The following is a 20,375-nucleotide window of genomic DNA, read 5'->3' on the forward strand; positions in this document are numbered from 1 at the left end:
CACCGCACGGCTGACGCCGCGGCCCCCGGCCACCCGCCCCGGGCGTGCCCCCCACGGTCTCGCCCCCTGGTCGGCACCGGCCCCCACCGGCGCTGGTGACAGCGTACGGACGGGGTGCGGCGGGGGAAGGTGATTGACGAAAGTGGCGGGGGCGCGCGGCGGCAGGCGGGAGGTTGACGGGGGCCTACACCGCCAGGCGGTGGGCGCCGGGGCCGGGGACGGCCGGGAAGATCCGCGGGGCGGTGTGGCCGGCGGCGGCGAACGCCGCGTACAGCGCCTCGGTGACGGCCGGTGCGGCGTCCTCGTCGACGAGGACGAGGGCGGAGCCGCCGAAGCCGCCACCGGTCATCCGGGCGCCGAGCGCGCCGGCGGCGCGGGCGGTGTCGACGGCGAGGTCGAGTTCGGCGCAGGAGATCTTGAAGTCGTCGCGGAGGGAGGCGTGTCCGGCGGTGAGCAGGGGGCCGATGGCACGGGGGTGACCGGCGTCGAGGTGGGCGACGGTCTGTTCCACCCGGTGGTTCTCGGTGACGATGTGACGGACCAGTCCCTGGACGACCGGGTCGCCGGCGAGCGTGTCCAGGGCCGCGGACAGATGCGCGTACGGGACGTCGCGCAGCGCACGCACGCCGAGCGCCCGCGCGCCGCGTTCGCATCCGGCGCGCCGCTCCGCGTATGCGCCGTCGCCCAGTTGGTGGCGGACGCGGGTGTCGACGACGAGGAGGCACAGCCCCTCCGCCGCCAAATCGAACGGAACGTGGCGGCGGGTGAGGTCGCGGGTGTCGAGGAAGAGGGCGTGGCCGGCGGTGCAGCAGGCGGCGGCGGTCTGGTCCATGATCCCGCAGGGCACGCCGACGAAGGCGTTCTCGGCGCGCTGGGCGAGCCGGGCCAGCTCCTCGCGGGGCAGCCCCAGGCCGTGCAGGTCGTCGAGGGCGAGCGCGGTGGCGACCTCCAGGGCGGCCGACGAGGAGAGGCCGGCGCCGAGCGGAACGGTGCTGGTGTAGTGCAGGTCGGCGCCGCCGACCGGCAGTCCGGCCGCCCGCATCGCCCAGGCCACGCCCGCCGGGTAGGCGGCCCAGCCGGCCCCGGCGGACGGCGGGCGGAGCTCGTCGAGGCGCAGCTCGACGACGCCGCCGTCGGCGCCTGCGGAGTGCAGCCGCAGCACCCCGTCGGTGCGGGGTGCTGCGGCGGCGAGGGTGGTGTGCGGGAGGGCCAGCGGCATCACGAAGCCGTCGTTGTAGTCGGTGTGTTCACCGATCAGGTTGACCCGACCGGGGGCCGCCCAGATGCCGGTGGGCTCCGCCCCGTACACGGCGCGGAAGGCCGCCGCCGTTTGCCGTGCGCCGTGCGCCGTGTCTGTCACGTGGGTTCCTTCGTGCGGTCGGCTCGGGGCTCCGCCCCGGACCCCGGTCCTCAAACGCCGGACGGGCTGGAATTTTCCGGGTCGGAATGTGCCGGGTCGGCGATGGCCTGCGCGAACTCCCAGGCGTCGGCGACGATTCCGGCCAGGTCGGTGCGGGTGGGGCGCCAGCCGAGGCGGTCGGTGGCGGTCCGTGCGGAGGCGACCAGGACGGCCGGGTCGCCGGGGCGGCGCGGGGCGGCGACCTCGGGGACGGGGTGGCCGGTGACCTTGCGGACGGTCTCGATCACCTCGCGGACCGAGAAGCCGTTGCCGTTGCCGAGGTTGCAGATGAGGTGTTGGCCCGGGTGGGCCGCCTTGAGGGCGAGGAGGTGGGCCTCGGCGAGGTCGGCGACGTGGATGTAGTCGCGCACGCAGGTGCCGTCGGGGGTCGGGTAGTCGTCGCCGTAGACGGAGATCGCCTCACGGCGGCCCTGGGCGACCTGGAGGACCAGCGGGATGAGGTGCGACTCGGGGTCGTGGCGCTCGCCGCAGCCGCGGTAGGCGCCGGCGACGTTGAAGTAGCGCAGGGAGACGGCGGCCAGGCCGTGCGCGGCGGCCTCGCCGCCGATCATGTGGTCGACGGCGAGCTTGCTGGCGCCGTAGGGCGAGGTGGGGGCGGTCGGGTCGGTCTCGGTGATCGGGGTGTCGACCGGCTCGCCGTAGGTCGCGGCGGTGGAGGAGAAGACGAGGGTGCGCACGCCGGCGGTGCGCATCGCGGCGAGCAGCGCCATGCTGCCGCCGACGTTGTTCTGCCAGTACTTCTCGGGCTTGGCCACGGACTCACCGACCTGGGAGAACGCGGCGAAGTGCAGGACCGCGTCGTAGGAGGCGTCGAGCCAGCGGGCGGCGTCGTGGATATCGCCCTCGACGAACGCGGCGCCGGCCGGGACGGCGGCGCGGAAGCCGGTGCTGAGGTTGTCGAGGACCGTGACGGTGTGTCCGGCCTCCAGCAGGCGCTGGGCCACCACGCTGCCCACGTAGCCCGCTCCGCCCGTCACCAGGTACTTGCTCATGGCTTGCTCGCTACCTCTCGCAGTCGGTCGGCCGCGATCTCCGGCGGCACGTCGTTGATGAACACGTTCATGCCGGACTCGGAACCCGCGAGGAACTTCAGCTTGCCGGAAGTCCTGCGGACGGTGAAGAGCTCTAGGTGGAGGGCGAATTGGGAGCGGTCCGCGGCGTGTACGGGCGCCTGGTGCCAGGCGGAGATGTACGGCGTCGGGGGCGCTTCCGGGCCGAAGATCCGGTCGAACCGCCGCAAGACTTCCAGGTAGATCTGTGGGAACTCTGTGCGGGCGGGCTCGTCGAGGGCGAGCAGGTCGGGGACCCGGCGCCTGGGGTAGAGGTGCACCTCGTAGGGCCAGTGCGCGGCGTACGGGACGAAGGCGACCCAGTGGTCGCCGTCGAGGACGACCCGGCGTCCGTCGGCGCGTTCGCGGGCGACGACGTCGTCGAAGAGGTTGCGGCCGGTGGCCTCGCGGTGCGCGGCGAGCGAGGCCAGCATCCGCTCGGTGCGCGGGGTGACGAAGGGGTAGGCGTAGATCTGGCCGTGCGGGTGGCCGAGGGTGACGCCGATCTCGGCGCCGCGGTTCTCGAAGCAGAAGACCTGGGCGACGCCGGGGCGCCGGGAGAGGTCGGCGGTGCGGTCGGTCCAGGCGTCGAGGACGAGTGCGGCCTGGTCCTCGGTGAGGTCGGCGAACGAGGCGTCGTGGTCGGGGGTGAAGCAGACCACCTCGCAGCGGCCGTGGTCGCCGGCCAGGGAGGGGAAGCGGTTCTCGAAGACGGCGACGTCGTAGGCGTCGGCGGGGATCTCGGTGTGCCGGCCCTCGCGCGAGGGGCACAGCGGGCACTCGTCGGCCGGCGGGTGGTAGGTGCGGCCCTGGCGGTGGGAGGCGATCGCGACGGCGTCGCCGAGCAGCGGGTCGGCACGGACCTCGGCGGCGGTGGCGACCGGGTCGAGGGGGCGGGGGTCGGTGGCGGTGCGGACGGTGTCGTCGGACGCGTCGTAGTAGATCAGCTCCCGGCCGTCCGCGAGCCGGGTCGTCGTCTTCTTCACCGGGAGCTCCTCACCATGGCGGCCACACCACCCAAACACAAACAAACACAATGAAGCACAATCGAACAGCGCCGTCAACGCGCGGTCGTGATCGCCCCGCTGGGTTCACGGCACGGCCCCTCGATCCCGCATAACGGCCATAGCGGATAAACAGCGACACATTCCAAAACCATCGCCCATGATCCAACAACTGAATCAAACAAAACTATTCAGTTTTCGGACGACTGTGCGTACGTTTTTGTGCGTTCGCTTCGCGCACACCGCTGCGCCCCCGACAAGGCAGTACTCCCCGGAAAGAGGGCCCATGATCACTCTGGCCGACGGGCTACGTCTCCCGACCAACGGGCTCGACTACGCGATCTTGGCCATCTATTTCGTCGTCGTCCTCGGCATCGGCTTCGCCGCCCGACGCAGCGTGAAGACGAGCCTGGACTTCTTCCTGTCCGGGCGGTCGCTGCCCGCCTGGGTCACCGGGCTCGCCTTCGTCGCCGCCAACCTCGGCGCCACCGAGATCCTCGGGATGGCGGCCACCGGCGCGCAGTACGGCGTCGCGGTCGTCCACTGGTACTGGATCGGTGCCATCCCGGCCATGGTCTTCCTCGGCCTGGTCATGATGCCCTTCTACTACCGCTCGAAGGTCCGCTCCGTACCGGAGTTCCTGCTCCAGCGCTTCGACAGGTCCGCGCACCTGCTCAGCTCGGTACTCTTCGCCTTCGCCGCCGTCCTGATCGCGGGCGTCAACCTCTACGCCCTGTCGATCGTCGTCGAGGCGCTGCTCGGCTGGCCGCAGTGGGTGGCCATCGTCGTCGCCGGGCTCTTCGTCCTCGCCTACATCACCGTCGGCGGCCTCTCCTCGGCGATCTACAACGAGGTGCTGCAGTTCTTCGTGATCCTCGCCGCGCTCATCCCGCTGGTCGTCCTCGGCCTCAAGCGGGTCGGCGGCTGGGGCGGCCTGACCCACTCGCTCACCTCGTCGCACGGCCCCAACTTCCTGACGGCCTGGGGCGGTACGGGCATCGGCCAGGCCAACCCGCTGGGCGCCAACTGGCTGACGATCATCCTCGGCCTGGGCTTCGTGCTCTCCTTCGGCTACTGGACCACCAACTTCGCCGAGGTGCAGCGCGCACTGTCCGCGAAGAACCTCTCCGCCGCCCGGCGCACCCCCCTCATCGCCGCCTTCCCGAAGATGTTCATCGTCTTCCTGGTGATGATCCCGGGCCTGGTCGCCGCCGTCCTCGTCCCGAAGATCGGCGCCCCGGGCGGCCTGCAGTACAACGACGCGATCCCCTACCTGATGCAGGAGCTGCTGCCCAACGGCGTGCTGGGCATCGCCGTCACCGGCCTGCTCGCCGCCTTCATGGCCGGCATGGCCGCCAACGTCTCGTCCTTCAACACCGTCTTCACGTACGACATCTGGGCCAAGTACGTGAAGCCGGGCCGGCCCGACGGGTACTACCTGCGCTTCGGCCGGCTGATCACCGCGATCGGCGTGCTGGCCTCGATCGGCACCGCCTTCATCGCCTCGTCGTTCTCCAACATCATGGGTTACCTCCAGACCCTGTTCTCCTTCTTCAACGTGCCGATGTTCGTGGTCTTCATCATCGGCATGTTCTGGAAGCGGGCCTCGGTGAAGTCCGGTGTCTGGGGCCTGCTCGCCGGCACCACCGCCGCGATGCTCAACTACTTCTGGATCTACAAGCAGGGCATCATCGCCATCCCCACCGACCAGGGCGCCAACTTCGTCTCCGCGATCGTCGGCTTCGTCGCGGGCGCGCTCGTCATGGTCGTCGTCACGCTCTTCACCGAGCCCAAGCCGGAGGCCGAGCTGGCCGGGCTGGTGTGGGGAACCACGGCGCCGGGCCTGGAGGAGCCGCCTTCCGAGGGCGACGACGCCTGGTACCGCAAGCCCGCGCTGCTCGGCTGGGGCGCCGTCGCCCTCGCCGCACTCTGCTACCTGCCCTACTCGCTCTGACTCACCTTGACCGGAGACCCCGCCATGTCCGAACTGCACAACGAAGTGAGCGAGTTGGAGCGCACGTCGGCCACCGCGGCCCGGCTCTTCGACGTCCGGCGCATCATCGGCGGCCTGTTCGTCGTCTACGGCGTGATGGTCACGATCGCCGGGCTCACCGCCTCCGACGCCGACCTGCGCAAGGCCCAGAACATCAACATCAACCTCTGGACCGGCCTGGGCATGCTCGCGCTCGGCCTGTTCTTCCTGGTGTGGCTGAAGCTGCGGCCCACCGTCCCGCCCGCCGCACAGGACCTGCCGGAGGAGCCCGGCGCCCGGTCCTAGGCCAGACCCTGGGCCCGGTCCGGCCCCGACCCGCCCGACGGGCCCTGGCCCGACCGGGACCGCTGGACGCGCTCCAGCAGGCCGGTCCGGGCGGCCAGCGCGGCCGCCTCCAACCGGGAGCCCACCTCCAGCTTCATCAGCACCCGCTGGACGTGGGTGCGGGCGGTGCTCGGCGCGATCGCCATGCCGGCCGCGATCACCCGGGTGTCCTCGCCCTCCGCGACCCGGACCAGCACCTCCACCTCGCGCGGGGTGAGGAGCTGGAGCAGCCGCGCCCCCTCGTCGTCGGGCTGGGCGGCGGGGTGCAGCAACTCCCCGAACGCCTGCTGGAGCAGTTGCGGGGCGACTGCCGCCTCGCCCGCCCGCGCCTTGAGCATCGCCCGCTCGACGCCCTCGATGCGCTCGTCGTTGCGGACGTAACCGGAGGCCCCGGCGGCGAAGGCGGCGGCGATCCCGCGCGGGCTGGGCACCGGCCCGAGCACCACCACCGCGATCTGCGGCCGTTCCTTCTTGATCCGGACGACCGGGTCGAAGACACCTGGCTCGGCCGGCCCCGCGGTGCCCAGCAGACACACCTCCGGCGACCGGCTCACCACCAGTTCCGCGGCCCCGGCGCTGGGCGCGGCGGCCGCCAGGACCCGGTGCCCCCGCAGTTTCAGGGCCGAGGCGAGCGCCTCGGCGAGCAAGCGGTGATCGTCGACGACCATGAGCCGCACGCCCATCGAGCGGACCCCCTCAACTCCCCGACTGCCCAGTCTCGCTCCGTGTGTTCCCGGGAAGCTACACGCTCGGCCGCCGATGCGCGCCCCTTAGGGGGGAGAAGACCACCGGAACGCGGGAATCCCGTCCCATCGGGGCCGATTGCCGCCCCTTTCCCGGACCCCGGACCGGTGGCCGGCACGGGCCTACGCGTCCTCGGCCAGCTCCAGCCAGCGCAGCTCCAACTCCTCGCGCTGCCCGCCCAGTTCGCGCAGCTGCGCATCCAGTCCGGCGATCTTCTCGAAGTCGGTGGCGTGCTCGGCCATCTGCGCGTGCAGCGACGCCTCCTTCTCCCCGATCTTGTCCAGTTGGCGCTCGATCCGCTGGAGCTCCTTCTGCGCCGCGCGGTTGACGGCGGCCGGCTTCTTGGGCGCCGCGGCGGCCGGCTGCGCGGGCGCCGGTGTCGCCGCCTCGATCACCTTCTGCCGGCGCTCCAGGTACTCGTCCAGGCCGCGCGGCAGCATCCGCAGCGCCGCGTCGCCCAGCAGCGCGAACACCCGGTCCGTCGTGCGCTCCACGAAGTACCGGTCGTGGCTGATGACGATCATCGAGCCGGGCCAGCCGTCGAGCAGGTCCTCCAGCTGCGTCAGGGTCTCGATGTCGAGGTCGTTGGTCGGCTCGTCCAGGAACAGCACGTTCGGCTCGTCCATCAGCAGCCGCAGGATCTGCAACCGCCGCCGCTCACCGCCGGAGAGGTCCCCGACCGGCGTCCACTGCTTCTCCTTCGTGAACCCGAACTTCTCGCACAGCTGCCCCGCCGTCATCTCCCGGCCCTTGCCGAGGTCGACCCGGTCACGGACCTGCTGGACGGCCTCCAGCACCCGCAGCGCGGGGTTGAGCTCGGCGACCTCCTGCGAGAGGTAGGCGAGCTTGACGGTCTTGCCGACCACGACCTTGCCGGCCGCCGGCTGCTGCTCGCCCCCACTACGGGCGGCGGCCTCCAGCGTCCGCAGCAGCGAGGTCTTGCCCGCGCCGTTGACGCCGACCAGACCGATCCGGTCACCCGGGCCCAGCTGCCACGTCAGGTGCTTGAGCAGCACCTTCGGCCCGGCCTGGACGGTCACGCCCTCCAGCTCGAAGACCGTCTTGCCCAGCCGCGAGCTGGCGAACTTCATCAGTTCGGCGTTGTCCCGCGGCGGCGGCACGTCCGCGATCAGCTCGTTGGCCGCCTCGATCCGGAACCGCGGCTTGCTGGTCCGCGCCGGGGCGCCGCGCCGCAGCCAGGCCAGCTCCTTGCGCATCAGGTTCTGCCGCTTGGCCTCCTCGGAGGCGGCGATCCGCTCCCGCTCGGCCCGCGCGAAGACGTAGTCGGAGTAGCCGCCCTCGTACTCGTGGACGGCGCCGCGCTGGACGTCCCACATCCGCGTCGCGACCTGGTCCAGGAACCACCGGTCGTGGGTGACGACGACGAGCGCGGAGCGCCGCGCCGCCAGATGCCGGGCGAGCCAGGAGATCCCCTCCACGTCGAGGTGGTTGGTCGGCTCGTCCAGCACGATCAGGTCCTGCTCGGCGATCAGCAGCTTGGCCAGCGCGATCCGCCGCCGCTCACCACCGGACAGCGGCCCGATGACGGTGTCCAGGCCCTGCGTGAACCCCGGCAGGTGCAGATCCCCGAACAGCCCGGTCAGCACGTCCCGGATCTTGGCGTTGCCGGCCCACTCGTGATCGGCGAGATCACCGATCACCTCGTGCCGGATGGTGGCGGCCGGGTCCAGCGAATCGTGCTGGGTCAGCACGCCCAACCGCAGGTCACCGGCGTGCGTGACCCGACCGGTGTCGGCGGACTCCAGCTTGGCGAGGATCCGAATCAGCGTGGTCTTGCCGTCGCCATTCCGACCCACGACGCCGATCCGGTCGCCCTCGTTGACACCGAGGGAGACACCGTCGAGCAGCGCACGGGTCCCGTACACCTTGTCGACGGCTTCCAGATTGACGAGGTTGGCGGCCATCTCACTCCTGGTCTGTGCATCCCCGATCGGGGATCGGTCGGTCTCCAAGAGTAGTCGCCACGGGGCGGGAGGCTTCGGGGGTGGCTGCCTGGGGGCCACACGCAGGGGCGGTCACCCTTTGTGATGACCCACGGCGATACGGCCGCCCTGTTGGACGAGCAGGCCGAAGAATCCCACCCATGGAACGACACTGGCCGAGGCCCCCGCTGAACGGGTACACGGTGGACCACCTGTTCACACTGCCGGATCTCCCGCGGCACACGGATTTGATCGACGGGAGCCTGGTCTTCGCGGCCCCGCAGAACAATTTCCACTGCACCGCGGTCGACCTGCTGATGAGCGGCCTGCGTTCGAGTCGGCCGGCCGAGGTCAAGGTCAGTCACGACATGACCGTCATCCTCGACAGGCGCAACGGCCCCGAGCCTGATCTGAGCGTGATCCGGGCAGCAGCGGTCACCGGGCTGAACCAGATGAGCTTCCGGGGCAGGGACGTGCTCCTCGCCGTCGAGGTCGTCTCCCCGGACTCCGAATCCCGCGATCGCACGACCAAGCCGTGGAAGTACGCCGCCGCCGGGATCCCGAATTTCTGGCGCGTCGAGTGCGACGGAGGCGACGGCAGGCCCGTCATCCACGTCTATGAGCTCGACGCGATGACCAGGGCGTACGTGCACATGGGCGTCCACCGCGACCGGATCAAGGTCGACAAGCCCTACCCCATCGACATCGACCTGACCGCCATCGACGAGCTCTAGGCGTCGCCCTTGAGGGCCGACACGAACGACGACCACCTGGCGGCGGAGAAGACCAGCGCGGGCCCCTGCGGATCCTTGCTGTCCCGGACGGGGACGACGCCGGGGAGGCCGTCGGCGACCTCGACGCAGTCCCCGCCGGTGCCGTTGCTGTAGCTGCTCTTACGCCACGAAGCGTTACTCAAGTCGAGCGCTCTGCTTGCCATTTCGGTAGTCCCCTGCCGCTGTCTCGATCACGGACAGAGACGCCGCGGGCGACAGTGCGGCGGCCCTGAGCAGATCGTACGACTCGCGGTACTGCTTCACGAGCGGCGGATAGTCGATGAGTTGGCCGCTGTGCAGGCTCTCGACGTACAGCACTGGTGGTGCATCCGCAAACGTCATGAACTTGGCCATCCCCATCGCGAACGGCCCCAGTCCGTCGTATTCCGGAAGGAGCTGCAGAATCGAGTGTGTGGTCCTTACCACCCTCGCAATGTGCTCCAGCAGTTCCGCCATCTGCTCGCCTTGGAGGGCTGGACGACGAACCAGTGACTCGCTCAGGATCACCCAGAACTTCGGGGGTGCTTCCGCGTCGAAGATCACAGCCCGGGACATCCTGGCCGTCACCTTCTCCTCGACCTCATCGTCCGTCACCCTCGGCATAGCAGCCCGCACAACCGCCCGCGTGTAGTCCGGCGTCTGCAGCAGGCCCGGGACGAGCATCGGCGCCCACTCCTCAATGGTCTCGGCCCGCTGCTCCATCTCCAGCGCGTCTGCGAAGTACTCCGCGTGACCGGCCCGGCGGGCCTTCGCCGCCGCTTCGCAGCGACGCTCGAAGAATCCGTTCGTGTTGAGCTTCTTGTCCACGTGGAGGGCCAGATCCAGCGGCATGCTGCGCTCGCCGCGTTCGATCTGGCTGAGCAGCGAGATGCCGCGATAGCTGCCCTCCGCCAGCTGTTCGAGCGTGAGGCCGGCCTGTTCCCGTAGGAAGCGCATCTCGGCGCCGTAGAAGCACGGGACACTGGCTGAGGGGTCTGCGTCCTTGCGAGGGGGCATAACTCACCACCGCTGCTTGCTCGTTGCCCGGTACAAAGCGATTCCTCGGCACGCTATGCGCGCACGGCGCCGCCGCGTGGGCAATCCGCCGTAATGCGCACATGTGGGTGGCTCACTCGGGCGCCACCGGATCGTACGTTCCCTCGACCCGGTGGGCCACGTCGCGGCCCGGCACGACGTAAAGGCTCAAAGACCGGGGAAAGGACCTATCCCAACCCCTCCGACCTCCCCGTCACCCACGCCACCCACACGGGTGACTTGGGCCAACTCAGCTGGATTTGAGGAGGGTTGAGCGGCATATGCTCGCCGCGACACGTGCACCACCGCACACATGCTTCGGCCCCCGGCCGGGACGGCAATCCCGAACGAGGGCCTGACCAACTAGGAAGCCGAAACCTTCCCAATGGCTCTCAAGAACCCTAGCGCGCCCTCGCGCCCCGTGTCCCGCGTTCCCGCGCCGACTCCCTCGTCCGGCGTCATTCACGCCAACTCCCGTCACACCAGCCACTTCACAGTGGTGGGCAACCACCTCGCCCAGCACCGTGGACTGACGCTCGTGGCGATCGGGCTCGCCCTGCACATCCAGTCGCTGCCCGCCGGGGCCCGCATCGGCATCAAGTGCCTGGCCGCCCGCTTCCCCGAGAGCGAGGCACGGATCGCCTCCGCGCTGCGAGAGTTGGAGGCGGCTGGGTACCTGAAGCGCACGCGGGAGCGACTGCCGAGCGGGCGGGTGGTGACGCGCACGGTCTCGTACAACCAGCCGGGCGCAGCCCCCTGCCCCGTGGCCCGCCCCGCCCAACGGGCCGCGAGGCCGGAACGGGAACACGAGGCGAAGCCGACGCCACGGTCGACGCCGAAACCCGAACCGGCACCGAAACCGGCACGTGCACCGCTTCCCGCGCCGCGTCGCCCCAGCCCGGACGGGACGCGCCTGGCCCACCGCATACTCGTGGAGCTGCGGCGCGACGATCCGCGCCTGCTGCTCTCCGAGGCGGACGTGGCACGCCTCGCCCCGGCCGTGAGCGCCTGGCTCGAACGCGAGGCACCGCCTGATGCCGTACGCCGCACCCTCGCGGCCGATCTGCCGCCCGACCTCCGCAGTCCGGCGGCCTTGCTCGCCCACCGCCTCACGGCGTCGCTGCCGCCGCCGCTCCCAGCCAGCACACCGGCGCCTCCGCGCCCGGACCCCCTCCAGACCTGCGACGGCTGCGAACGCGCCTTCCGCGCGCCGCAACCGGGACTGTGCCGCGACTGCCGATCCAGCCTCATGGAGGCTGGCGGACGGCCTGCCGCGGTACCCGTGACGCCGCGCCCGCGCCGGGCCGTCAGTCGACGTACTCCATCGTGATCGGGGCGGTGTTGTTCGTCAGGTCCGCGTCCGGGTGCTCCGGATCGGGTTTCACGGAGATCGTGCCCTGTGCGCCCTCGACCCGTTTGTCGATGCGGAACCGCAGTATGGCGGGGTCGGTCAGAGGTGCCGGGCACAGCACCTTCCGGTTCTTCTGGTCGACGTAGCCGCAGTAGAGCGTTTCGTGCCCTTCGCCCGATGGGTGCCATCCCAGGCTGACGCCCTCGGGCAGGGTCAGGTACGTGTCACCCTCGAAGTAGCCGTTCACGTCCATCACGCTGATGTCGTTCGTCTGGCCCACCTGGCCCTTGAGGTTGAACCCGTTGACCTGCCGATCCTGGGTCCGGGTGGTGAGGAACCGCACTCCACCGTGGGCCGACTCCCGGCCGTACGTGGTGAAGAGGCTGCCGTCGACCGTGCGGAGCCCGAGCGGCGCACCGGATCCCCGCGGGGCCGAGTCGGGCAGCTGTGCATCGGCCGGTGTGTTGGGCGCGGGATACACGGTGTAGGTGATCAGGCCCTGTCTTCCGGTCTCGGCGACCGCGGCCGTGAACGGCCGGTCGGTCTCGTACGCCGCTCCGGCGGGCAGCGGCCCGGGGAACGCACAGACCGCCTTCGTCGGCGCGTCGGCCTTGTCGTAACGGCAGTTGCTGTACTGCCTGCGCAGCGTCGCCTGCCCCTTCGTGGTGTCGAACCTCACCGCCTTCGCGGCGGACAGCTCGACGGTCACCTTGACGTTCCTGGCAGTCACCGGCCCCCGTGTCCGGGGAAAGGCCGCTCGCCTCCAAGTTGACGTAGAACGGTTCGGAAGAGTCGGCTATTTGCTCCCGTTCCGACTTGTCGAACGCCCGGAGGTAGTGCGTGTGCAGCGCGTCCTTGAACGCCAACTTCGCCCTCTGGGAAGACTTGTCCGTCCGCTCGGAGCCCTTCGCGCCGCAGGACGTCACCGCCCCGCCGAGCGCCATCACCAGTGCGGCCGCCACGGCCGTGGTCGCGCGCCGTCGCCGGATGCCCGCTCTCGAACCCGTCATGCAAGATCAGACTCGAACGGCATGGCGAGCGGTTGCCGGGTGGCGGACACGGCAGGGACGCGGATCGGACACGGCAACACGGCAACACGGCCCGAACGGCTCGGGGGTGCCGAATGGCCGTTCAGGAGCCGGCCGTTGGTGACGACCGTCGCGTCGCGTCAGCCGTCGGCGACGACCGTCGCGCCCGGTACCGGACCGGCGGCGGTGCGGGCCGTGCGGCAGGTGCCCGAGGCCCGCAGGGCGGCGGCGACCCGGTCGGCCTGGTCGGCGTCGGCCACCAGGAACGCCGTGGTCGGGCCGGAGCCGGAGACCAGGGCGGCCAGCGCCCCGGCCTCGGTGCCGGCGGTGAGGGTGGCGGCCAGCGACGGGCGCAGCGCGAGCGCCGCCGCCTGGAGGTCGTTGTCCAGGGCCGCGGCGAGGGCGGCCGGGTCGCCGGTGCGCAGCGCGTCCAGGAGGGCCGGGGACGGCTCGGGGTCGGGGATGTCGGCGGTGGTCGCGCCGGTGCCGGAGGCGTCGCGGAGGCGGTCGCACTCCTTGTAGACGGCGGGGGTGGACAGGCCGCCGTCGGCGACCGCGAAGACCCAGTGGAAGGTGCCGCCGACGGGCAGCGGCTCCAGCAACTCGCCCCGGCCGCGGCCGAGCGCCGCGCCGCCGACCAGGCTGAACGGTACGTCGCTGCCCAACTCGGCGCAGATGGCGAGCAGTTCGTCCTGGGTGGCGCCGGTGCCCCACAGGGTGTCGCAGGCCAGCAGGGCGCCGGCGGCGTCCGCGCTGCCACCGGCCATGCCGCCGGCGACCGGGATGTCCTTGGCGATGTGCAGGTGGACGGCGGGGTCCAGGCCGTGGCGGGCGGCCAGCGCGCGGGCCGCGCGGGCCGCGAGGTTGGTGTCGTCCAGCGGGACCTGGTCGGCGTCCGGGCCGGTGCAGGTGAGCGTCAGGGCGTCCGCGGGGGTGGCGGTGACCTCGTCGTACAGGCCGACGGCCAGGAAGACGTTGGCCAGGTCGTGGAAGCCGTCGGGGCGGCGCCCGCCGACGGCGAGCTGGACGTTGACCTTGGCGGGCACCCGGACGGTGGTGCCGGGGGCGCCGGTGCTGTCGGGGCGGCTCATCGGGTGGGCTCCTGGTCGGTGGCGTCGGCGGCCGGAACCTTGTTCTCGGCGATGGCGATGAACGACTCGATGGTCAGCGACTCGCCGCGGGCCTGCGGCGAGACGCCGGCCGCGACCAGGGCCGCCTCGGCCGCCGAGGCCGAGCCCGCCCAGCCGGCGAGGGCGGCCCGCAGGGTCTTGCGGCGCTGGGCGAAGGCCGCGTCGACGACGGCGAAGACCTCTTCGCGGGAGACCCGGGACGGGAGCGGTTCGGCGCGGCGGACGAGGGAGACCAGGCCGGACTCGACGTTCGGGGCGGGCCAGAAGACGTTGCGGCCGATCGCACCGGCCCGCTTGACCTCGGCGTACCAGTTGGCCTTGACCGACGGGACGCCGTAGACCTTGTTGCCGGGCCCGGCGGCGAGCCGGTCGGCGACCTCGGCCTGGACCATGACCAGGGTCCGCTCGATGGTCGGGAACCGCTCCAGCATGTGGAGGAGGACCGGGACGGCGACGTTGTACGGGAGGTTGGCGACCAACGCGGTGGGCGCCGGGCCGGGGAGTTCGGTGATGTGCAGGGCGTCGCTGTGCACCAGGGTGAAGCGGTCGGCGCGCTCGGGCAGCCGGGCGGCGACGGTGCCGGGCAGCGCCGCGGCGAGCACGTCGTCGATCTCGACAGCGGTGACCCGGTCGGCGGCCTCCAGCAGCGCCAGGGTCAGCGAGCCCAGGCCGGGGCCGACCTCGACGACCACGTCGTCGGGGCGGACCTGCGCGGTCCGGACGATCCGGCGGACGGTGTTGGCGTCGATGACGAAGTTCTGGCCGCGCTGCTTGGTGGGGCGTACGCCCAGCGCTGCGGCCAGTTCCCGGACATCGGCGGGGCCCAGCAGCGGGCCGATTTCGTCAGTGGTCTTGCGGTCGCTCACCCGTGAAGCTTACGGCCGCAGGCCGGCCAGGGGCTCGCGCCCCGGGTGACGTAGAGCTTCTTGGCCCGGTAGGTCTGCTCCTCGGCGGGTGCGTCCTGGGGGCGACCGCTGCCGCCGAGCCGGCGCCAGGTGCCGACGTCGAACTGGTAGAGCCCGCCGTAGGTGCCGGAGGCGTCGACCGCGTCCGGCCGGCCGCCGGCCTCGCACGCGGCCAGTGCGCCCCAGGCGAGGTCGTCGGCGCCGCGGACGGAGGTGGGCAGCGCCCGGGTGCCGACGTGGACGATCTGCGGGCGCGGCGCCTGGACCGTCTCGGTCGCGACCTTGCGGGGCTTGCGGCGCACGCCGTTGACGGTGTCCAGGCGGTAGGTGACCCGCCGCAGGCCGGGGACGCCGGGGCGGACCACGGCCTCGGTGCCGACGGTCAGCTGCGGGTCGGGCCGCTTGACGGTGCGGAACGGGATGGTCTCCTCGCGGACCTCGGTGGTGCCGGTGATCCGCAGCACCGAGACGGTCTGGTCCTCACGGGGGAAGCTGTCCGGCGGCACCGAGGTGGTGTCGTGGTCGCGCAGCGCCAGCCCAGCCTCGGCGAGGGCCTCGCGGACGGTGGCGGCGTTGGTGCGGACCCGGTACTCGCGGCCGTCGGCGACGAAGACCAGGGAGCGCTCGGTGCGGACGTGCAGTTCCAGGCCGTGCCGGCCGATGGGCTGGGAGCGGGCGGTGGAGAGGTAGGCGCCCTCGGCGCGGACGCCGAGCTGGTGCAGCGCACCGGCGACGGTGTCGGCGGTGGTCCACACCTGGCGGCGCTCCCCGTCGAGGGTGAGCATGACCGGCCGGCCGTGGCGGACCACGACCTCGTCGCCGCTGGTGAGGTCGGAGCCGGGGGCGGGGGCGACGATGTCGTGGTCGCCGATCGCGAGGTTCTGGTCGGCGAGGAGTTCGTCGACGTCGTCGGCGAAGGTGTGCAGCGTGTGGGGGTCGCCGTCGACGCTGAGCTTGACGGCCTTGTCGTGCGCGACGAAGGCCGTGGTGCCGCCGGCGAGGAAGGCGACGACCAGGGCCCGGGGCACCAGCCGACGCAGTTGTTCGGGCCTCTCGCGGGTGCGCCGGCGGCGGCCCCGGCCGCGCCCGGCTCGGTGGCCACTGGGCGAAGGAGTCACGCTGCACCTGCCACGGGTCGTCCGGTAACCGCTCAACCGCGGAATGTAGCGGAGGGCGGGCGGCGAGGGCGAACTCGCGCCACGGCGGGGCGGGTCCGCCGGGCGCGGTGCGGCGGCCGTCAGTAGTCGAACGCGCGGGCGGTGTTGGCGGCGACGGCCGAGGCCAGCGCGTCCTCCGTCATGCCCTTGACGTCGGCCATGGCCCGCAGGGTGAGCGGGATGAGGTAGGGCGCGTTGGCCCGTCCGCGGTACGGCGCGGGGGTGAGGAAGGGCGCGTCGGTCTCGACGAGCAGCAGTTCCGGCGGGGCGATCGCGAGGGCGTCGCGCAGCGGCTGGGCGTTCTTGAAGGTGACGTTGCCGGCGAAGGACATGAAGTAGCCGGCCGCGGCGCAGACCTCGGCCATCGCGGCGTCGCCGGAGTAGCAGTGGAAGACGACCCGGTCGGGCGCACCCTCCTCGCGCAGGATGCGCAGCACGTCGTCGTGGGCCTCGCGGTCGTGGATGACCAGGGCCTTGCCGTGCCGCTTGGCGATCTCGATGTGGGCGCGGAAGGACCGCTCCTGGGCGGCCATGCCCTCGGGGCCGGTGCGGAAGTGGTCCAGGCCGGTCTCGCCGACGCCGCGGACCTCGGGGCGGGCGGCGAGCGCGTCGATCTCGGCGAGGGCGGCGTCCAGCGCGGCGTCGCCGCCCGGCTCCCTGGCCCCCTGCCGCGACCAACCGTCGGGATCGCCGAGGACGATCCGGGGCGCCTCGTTGGGGTGCAGGGCGACGGTGGCGTGGATGGCCTCGTGGGCGGCGGCGGTGTCCGCCGCCCAGCGGGAGCCGTTCAGGTCGCAGCCGACCTGGACGAGGGTGGTCACGCCGACCGACGCGGCCGTGGCCAGGGCCTCCTCGACGGTGGTCCCCTGCATGTCCAGGTGGGTGTGCGAGTCCGCGACCGGAACCCGGAGCGGTTCGGGCAGCGGCGGCGGGGTGTCTTTGTCCTGCTTGGCCATGGCCGCGATCCTACGAGGACCGCGGCCGCCGCCTCACTTGCGGTGGTGCTGGAAGGGGTGCAGCAGGTCGGAGAGGTGCCAGTGGTGCCGTCCCGACTCGGCGGCGGGGTCGCCGTCCGCGCCCTGGTGGGAGTTCTTCCGGTGATGCGGGCGCTGGTGCATGTTCGCGATCGCGTCGGAGACCATCGAGACCTGGCCGGAGCGCATGATGCGGACAACGTGGCCGCCGCAGTTGAGGCACGTCGGACGGGTCAGGGGGGATGGGACCCGCTCGCCGTCCGCGAAGTAGACGGCGTGCGTGACGCCCTTGGCATCCACCTGGTGCTCGATCTCGTACGCCTGCTCCCAGCCGTGGCCGCAGCCCATGCAGCAGAACGCGTACGCCTCGCGGGCGGCGGGCTCGGACGGTCGGGGGCGGGGCGGGAGGGGGCTTGCAGGGGCCGCACCGGGGATGCCGGCGGTGGTCTTCGTGATGTCGCTCATGTGCGCTCCTCTTGTCCTCTGGACAAGCTCTCCGGGGACCGGACGTCCCGGTTCCCAGGGAACGCCTTTCGCGGCCGGAGCGCAGCCGAGCTGCTACCTATTGGCCCAGATTTGGCAGGTCGTAGGAAAAACGGACCGCAAGGGGGTGAATCGCTTTACCTTCGATGCCGGCCATTTACCTTCCTGTGGGTCGGTTCAGGGCTGTGGCCTGGGCTTTTACGCTCTCCCGAGCGCGGTCGCGCTCAGCGGGGCACAGCGGGGCCCGGCGGGGTGCACCGGGCCGGCCGCCCGATCACGACGTCCCGGCGGCATCCCGCTCGGCGTTCTTCGCCGCCACCACCGCGTCGAAGACCTCCCGCTTGGGCAGCCCGGCCTCCGCCGCCACCGCCGCGATCGCCTCCTTGCGACGCTCCCCGGCCTCCTCGCGGACCCGCACCCGGCGCACCAGCTCCGCGGCGTCCAGCTCCGCCGGCCCGCTCTCCGGCGCCCCCTCGACGACGATCGTGATCTCCCCACGGACGCCCTCGGCGGCCCACGCCGCCAACTCGCTCAGCCCGCCCCGCCGGACCTCCTCGTAGGTCTTGGTCAGCTCCCGGCAGACCGCGGCCCGGCGGTCCGCGCCGAAGACCTCGGCCATCGCGGCGAGCGTGTCGTCCAGGCGGTGCGGCGCCTCGAAGTAGACCAGGGTGCGCCGCTCCCCGCCGACCTCGCGGAGCCGGGAGAGCCGCTCCCCCGCCTTGCGGGGCAGGAAGCCCTCGAAGCAGAACCGGTCCACCGGCAGCCCGGACACCGCGAGCGCGGTGAGCACCGCGCTCGGGCCGGGGACCGCGGTGACCTTGATGCCGCGCTCGACGGCCGCCGCCACCAGCCGGTAGCCGGGGTCGGAGACCGACGGCATCCCGGCGTCGGTGACCAGCAGCACCCGCGCACCGCCGGACAGCGCGTCCGCCAACTCGGGCGTCCGGGCCGCCTCGTTGCCCTCGAAGTACGACACGATCCGGCCGGTCGGCTGCACCTCCAGCGCCTGGGTGAGCCGGCGCAGCCGCCGGGTGTCCTCGGCGGCGATCACATCGGCGGCGGCCAGCTCGGCGGCGAGTCGCGGCGGGGCGTCCGCGACCTCGCCGATGGGCGTCCCTGCAAGTACCAGCGTTCCAGTCACCCTCCCATCCTCCCAGCCCCGCGCCGCTCCCCGATCGGGCCCGTGCCGGTGACGCGCGCCACCGGCCGGCGCCGCGGACCCCCGCCGCACAGGCCGCTTCCCTACGATGGGCCGGGTGAGAAGTGACACCACCGCGACGCACGCGGCCACCCTGCGCACCCCGGAGCCGACCGACCGGCCCCCCGTGTGGCAGCGGCGACTGCGCCGGTTCGGATACGTCGCCCGTCCCGGCGCCGACGTCCGGACGCGGCTGGTGGCGCCGTTCCCCGAGCCGGACGGGCGGGTGTGGGCGCTGCTCGGCGCCGGCCCGCAGCTCGCACTGCGGCTGGCACGCTGGTCGGGCTGGCTCGGGCCGCTGCTGGTGACGCTGTTCGCGGGCGTGCTGACGTTCTGGAACCTCGGCAGCCCGCGCAAGGTGATATTCGACGAGACGTACTACCCCAAGGACGCCTGGTCGCTGCTCCAGTACGGCTACGAGGGCACCTGGGCGAAGAACGCCAACGACGCCCTGCTGGCCCATCCCCCACAGATCCTGCTCTCGCCGGAGCACTCGTACGTCGTGCATCCGCCGATGGGCAAGTGGCTGATCGCGCTGGGCGAGTGGGCGTTCGGGATGAACCCCTTCGGCTGGCGGTTCATGACCGCGCTGCTGGGCACCCTGTCGGTGCTGCTGGTCTGCCGGATCGGGCGGCGGCTGCTGCGCTCGACGGCGCTGGGCTGCCTGGCCGGCGGGCTGCTGGCGGTGGACGGCCTGCACTTCGTGATGAGCCGCACCGCGCTGCTCGACCTGATCGTGATGTTCTGGGTGCTGGCCGGCTTCGGCTGCCTGCTGGTGGACCGGGACCGCACCCGGGCCCGGCTGGCGGCGGCACTGCCCACGAACCCCGAGGGGCTGGCCCGACCCGACGCGGAGGTCGGCGGCCGACTGCGGCTGGGCTGGCGCCCGTGGCGGATCGCGGCCGGACTGTGCCTGGGCCTGTCGGCGGCGACGAAGTGGAACGGCCTGTACTTCCTGGCGGCGTTCGCGCTGATGTCGGTGCTGTGGGACATGGGGGCGCGGCGCACCGCCGGCGCCCGGCACCCGTTCCGGGCGGCGCTGTGGCGCGACGCGCTGCCCGCCTTCGTCTCCACCGTCGTGGTGGCGCTCGCCACCTACCTGGCGTCCTGGAGCGGCTGGATCGCCACCAAGGGCGGCTACTACCGCGACTGGGCCACCTCGCCCGAAGGCCGGAACAGCTCCTTCACCTGGCTGCCGGACTGGCTGCGCAGCCTGTGGCACTACCAGACCGAGGTCTACGCCTTCCACACCGGACTGACCACCCCGCACACCTACATGTCCAACCCGTGGAGCTGGCTGGTGCTGGGCCGCCCGGTCTCGTACTTCTACGAGGACCCCAAGGCCGGACAGGACGGCTGCACCGCCGCCGAGGGCTGCGCCCGCGAGGTACTGGCGCTGGGCACCCCGCTGCTGTGGTGGGCGGCCTGCTTCGCACTGCTCTACGTGCTGTGGCGGTGGCTGTTCCGGCGGGACTGGCGGGCCGGGGCGATCGCCTGCGGCGTCGCCGCCGGCTACCTGCCGTGGTTCCTCTACCAGGAGCGGACCATCTTCCTCTTCTACGCGGTGGTCTTCGTCCCGTTCCTGTGTCTGGCGCTGGCGATGATGATCGGCGCGATCATCGGGCCGCCGCGGGCCAGTGAGCGGCGCCGCACCATCGGCGCGGTCGGCGCCGGCGTCCTGGTTCTGCTGATCGTGTGGAATTTCGTCTACTTCTATCCCCTATATACGGGTCTGCCCATCCCCAAGAGCGCCTGGCACAACCGGATGTGGTTCGACAGCTGGGTCTAGCGCGGACCCCCGCGAGGCCCCGACCTGACCCCTGTGACGAACCTGTGACGACAGTTGGACAGCGCGTCACCGGACCGTGCCCCGATCGAGACTCAC

At 72.0% G+C, this 20,375-nt stretch carries 19 protein-coding genes; 5 read left to right on the plus strand and 14 right to left on the minus strand.

The genetic code is table 11. From position 1 onward, the window contains the following. Positions 1 to 184: 184 nt before the first annotated feature. From galK to galT, 3 genes are read right to left on the minus strand one after another with little or no spacing between them, the layout of a single operon-like run. On the minus strand, positions 185 to 1,360 hold the full coding sequence (galK, locus tag JNO44_RS19160) for a galactokinase (protein ID WP_205365411.1): 1,176 nt from the start codon (positions 1,358 to 1,360) through the stop codon (positions 185 to 187). A gap of 50 nt (positions 1,361 to 1,410) precedes the next feature. Next, complete coding sequence (galE, locus tag JNO44_RS19165; protein ID WP_205365412.1) at positions 1,411 to 2,412, minus strand: UDP-glucose 4-epimerase GalE; 1,002 nt, start codon at positions 2,410 to 2,412, stop codon at positions 1,411 to 1,413. After that, the gene (galT, locus tag JNO44_RS19170) at positions 2,409 to 3,455 is read right to left on the minus strand and encodes a galactose-1-phosphate uridylyltransferase (RefSeq protein WP_205365413.1); all 1,047 of its coding nucleotides are present in this window, start codon (positions 3,453 to 3,455) and stop codon (positions 2,409 to 2,411) included. The genes galE and galT overlap by 4 nt, the downstream gene beginning before the upstream one ends. A gap of 304 nt (positions 3,456 to 3,759) precedes the next feature. Between galT and JNO44_RS19175 the strand changes: the two genes are divergently transcribed. Both JNO44_RS19175 and JNO44_RS19180 read left to right on the plus strand, forming a co-directional pair. Continuing rightward, positions 3,760 to 5,427, plus strand: coding sequence for a sodium:solute symporter family protein (locus tag JNO44_RS19175; RefSeq protein WP_205365414.1), 1,668 nt, complete (start codon positions 3,760 to 3,762; stop codon positions 5,425 to 5,427). 24 nt (positions 5,428 to 5,451) lie between these two features. Continuing rightward, positions 5,452 to 5,751: a hypothetical protein gene (locus tag JNO44_RS19180; protein WP_205365415.1), complete on the plus strand. Its 300-nt coding sequence runs from the start codon at positions 5,452 to 5,454 to the stop codon at positions 5,749 to 5,751. On the opposite strand, the gene JNO44_RS19185 is transcribed toward JNO44_RS19180, so the two are convergent. Next, the gene (locus JNO44_RS19185) at positions 5,748 to 6,473 is read right to left on the minus strand and encodes a response regulator transcription factor (protein ID WP_205365416.1); all 726 of its coding nucleotides are present in this window, start codon (positions 6,471 to 6,473) and stop codon (positions 5,748 to 5,750) included. The two genes, JNO44_RS19180 and JNO44_RS19185, sit on opposite strands and share 4 nt — an antisense overlap. Before the next feature lie 183 nt (positions 6,474 to 6,656). Beyond that, complete coding sequence (locus JNO44_RS19190) at positions 6,657 to 8,459, minus strand: ABC-F family ATP-binding cassette domain-containing protein (RefSeq protein ID WP_205365417.1); 1,803 nt, start codon at positions 8,457 to 8,459, stop codon at positions 6,657 to 6,659. Between the two features lie 179 nt (positions 8,460 to 8,638). On the opposite strand from JNO44_RS19190, the gene JNO44_RS19195 reads away from it, so the two are divergent. Continuing rightward, positions 8,639 to 9,211 carry a Uma2 family endonuclease gene (locus JNO44_RS19195; RefSeq protein ID WP_205365418.1) on the plus strand — a complete coding sequence of 191 codons (573 nt, stop codon included), beginning with the start codon at positions 8,639 to 8,641 and terminating at the stop codon, positions 9,209 to 9,211. Here the strand turns inward: JNO44_RS19195 and JNO44_RS19200 are convergent. Further along, positions 9,208 to 9,414, minus strand: a complete 207-nt coding sequence (locus tag JNO44_RS19200; RefSeq protein WP_205365419.1) for a DUF397 domain-containing protein — start codon at positions 9,412 to 9,414, stop codon at positions 9,208 to 9,210. The two genes, JNO44_RS19195 and JNO44_RS19200, sit on opposite strands and share 4 nt — an antisense overlap. After that, positions 9,386 to 10,246, minus strand: coding sequence for a helix-turn-helix domain-containing protein (locus JNO44_RS19205; protein WP_205365420.1), 861 nt, complete (start codon positions 10,244 to 10,246; stop codon positions 9,386 to 9,388). Before JNO44_RS19205 ends, JNO44_RS19200 begins: the two co-directional genes overlap by 29 nt. Before the next feature lie 403 nt (positions 10,247 to 10,649). On the opposite strand from JNO44_RS19205, the gene JNO44_RS19210 reads away from it, so the two are divergent. Beyond that, entirely contained in the window at positions 10,650 to 11,594 is a 945-nt protein-coding gene (locus tag JNO44_RS19210; RefSeq protein ID WP_240167586.1) for a helix-turn-helix domain-containing protein, read from the plus strand. On the opposite strand, the gene JNO44_RS19215 is transcribed toward JNO44_RS19210, so the two are convergent. The 7 genes from JNO44_RS19215 to rsmI all read right to left on the minus strand — a co-directional run bounded on the left by JNO44_RS19215 (position 11,572) and on the right by rsmI (position 18,433). Next, on the minus strand, positions 11,572 to 12,345 hold the full coding sequence (locus tag JNO44_RS19215; protein WP_240167587.1) for a hypothetical protein: 774 nt from the start codon (positions 12,343 to 12,345) through the stop codon (positions 11,572 to 11,574). The genes JNO44_RS19210 and JNO44_RS19215 overlap by 23 nt on opposite strands. Before the next feature lie 438 nt (positions 12,346 to 12,783). After that, on the minus strand, positions 12,784 to 13,734 hold the full coding sequence (locus tag JNO44_RS19220) for a 4-(cytidine 5'-diphospho)-2-C-methyl-D-erythritol kinase (protein WP_205365421.1): 951 nt from the start codon (positions 13,732 to 13,734) through the stop codon (positions 12,784 to 12,786). After that, positions 13,731 to 14,639 carry a 16S rRNA (adenine(1518)-N(6)/adenine(1519)-N(6))-dimethyltransferase RsmA gene (gene rsmA, locus JNO44_RS19225; protein WP_205365422.1) on the minus strand — a complete coding sequence of 303 codons (909 nt, stop codon included), beginning with the start codon at positions 14,637 to 14,639 and terminating at the stop codon, positions 13,731 to 13,733. The genes JNO44_RS19220 and rsmA overlap by 4 nt, the downstream gene beginning before the upstream one ends. Continuing rightward, on the minus strand, positions 14,636 to 15,796 hold the full coding sequence (locus JNO44_RS19230; RefSeq protein ID WP_205365423.1) for a resuscitation-promoting factor: 1,161 nt from the start codon (positions 15,794 to 15,796) through the stop codon (positions 14,636 to 14,638). Before JNO44_RS19230 ends, rsmA begins: the two co-directional genes overlap by 4 nt. A 119-nt stretch (positions 15,797 to 15,915) precedes the next feature. Beyond that, positions 15,916 to 16,791 (minus strand): TatD family hydrolase, encoded by an 876-nt coding sequence (locus tag JNO44_RS19235; RefSeq protein ID WP_205365424.1) that lies wholly within the window; start codon positions 16,789 to 16,791, stop codon positions 15,916 to 15,918. A 33-nt stretch (positions 16,792 to 16,824) separates the two neighbouring features. Beyond that, positions 16,825 to 17,274, minus strand: a complete 450-nt coding sequence (locus JNO44_RS19240; protein ID WP_205365425.1) for a hypothetical protein — start codon at positions 17,272 to 17,274, stop codon at positions 16,825 to 16,827. A gap of 292 nt (positions 17,275 to 17,566) precedes the next feature. Further along, positions 17,567 to 18,433 (minus strand): 16S rRNA (cytidine(1402)-2'-O)-methyltransferase, encoded by an 867-nt coding sequence (gene rsmI, locus JNO44_RS19245; protein WP_205365426.1) that lies wholly within the window; start codon positions 18,431 to 18,433, stop codon positions 17,567 to 17,569. Positions 18,434 to 18,539: 106 nt separating this feature from the next. Here rsmI and JNO44_RS19250 point away from each other — a divergent pair, with 106 nt between their 5' ends. Beyond that, entirely contained in the window at positions 18,540 to 20,279 is a 1,740-nt protein-coding gene (locus tag JNO44_RS19250; RefSeq protein WP_205365427.1) for a dolichyl-phosphate-mannose--protein mannosyltransferase, read from the plus strand. The last annotated feature ends 96 nt before the right edge of the window (positions 20,280 to 20,375 follow it).

Source organism: Streptomyces noursei (assembly GCF_016917755.1).
GTDB classification, from domain to species: domain Bacteria; phylum Actinomycetota; class Actinomycetes; order Streptomycetales; family Streptomycetaceae; genus Streptomyces; species Streptomyces yunnanensis.

Bases quoted from the DNA above. Each gene is read 5' to 3' on its own strand.
- galE (WP_205365412.1), bottom strand. From the start codon at position 2,412: ATGAGCAAGTACCTGGTGACGGGCGGAGCGGGCTACGTGGGCAGCGTG.
- JNO44_RS19175 (WP_205365414.1), top strand. From the start codon at position 3,760: ATGATCACTCTGGCCGACGGGCTACGTCTCCCGACCAACGGGCTCGAC.
- JNO44_RS19180 (WP_205365415.1), top strand. From the start codon at position 5,452: ATGTCCGAACTGCACAACGAAGTGAGCGAGTTGGAGCGCACGTCGGCC.
- JNO44_RS19185 (WP_205365416.1), bottom strand. From the start codon at position 6,473: ATGGGCGTGCGGCTCATGGTCGTCGACGATCACCGCTTGCTCGCCGAG.
- JNO44_RS19190 (WP_205365417.1), bottom strand. From the start codon at position 8,459: ATGGCCGCCAACCTCGTCAATCTGGAAGCCGTCGACAAGGTGTACGGG.
- JNO44_RS19195 (WP_205365418.1), top strand. From the start codon at position 8,639: ATGGAACGACACTGGCCGAGGCCCCCGCTGAACGGGTACACGGTGGAC.
- JNO44_RS19200 (WP_205365419.1), bottom strand. From the start codon at position 9,414: ATGGCAAGCAGAGCGCTCGACTTGAGTAACGCTTCGTGGCGTAAGAGC.
- JNO44_RS19205 (WP_205365420.1), bottom strand. From the start codon at position 10,246: ATGCCCCCTCGCAAGGACGCAGACCCCTCAGCCAGTGTCCCGTGCTTC.
- JNO44_RS19210 (WP_240167586.1), top strand. From the start codon at position 10,650: ATGGCTCTCAAGAACCCTAGCGCGCCCTCGCGCCCCGTGTCCCGCGTT.
- JNO44_RS19220 (WP_205365421.1), bottom strand. From the start codon at position 13,734: ATGAGCCGCCCCGACAGCACCGGCGCCCCCGGCACCACCGTCCGGGTG.
- JNO44_RS19235 (WP_205365424.1), bottom strand. From the start codon at position 16,791: ATGGCCAAGCAGGACAAAGACACCCCGCCGCCGCTGCCCGAACCGCTC.
- JNO44_RS19240 (WP_205365425.1), bottom strand. From the start codon at position 17,274: ATGAGCGACATCACGAAGACCACCGCCGGCATCCCCGGTGCGGCCCCT.
- JNO44_RS19250 (WP_205365427.1), top strand. From the start codon at position 18,540: ATGGGCCGGGTGAGAAGTGACACCACCGCGACGCACGCGGCCACCCTG.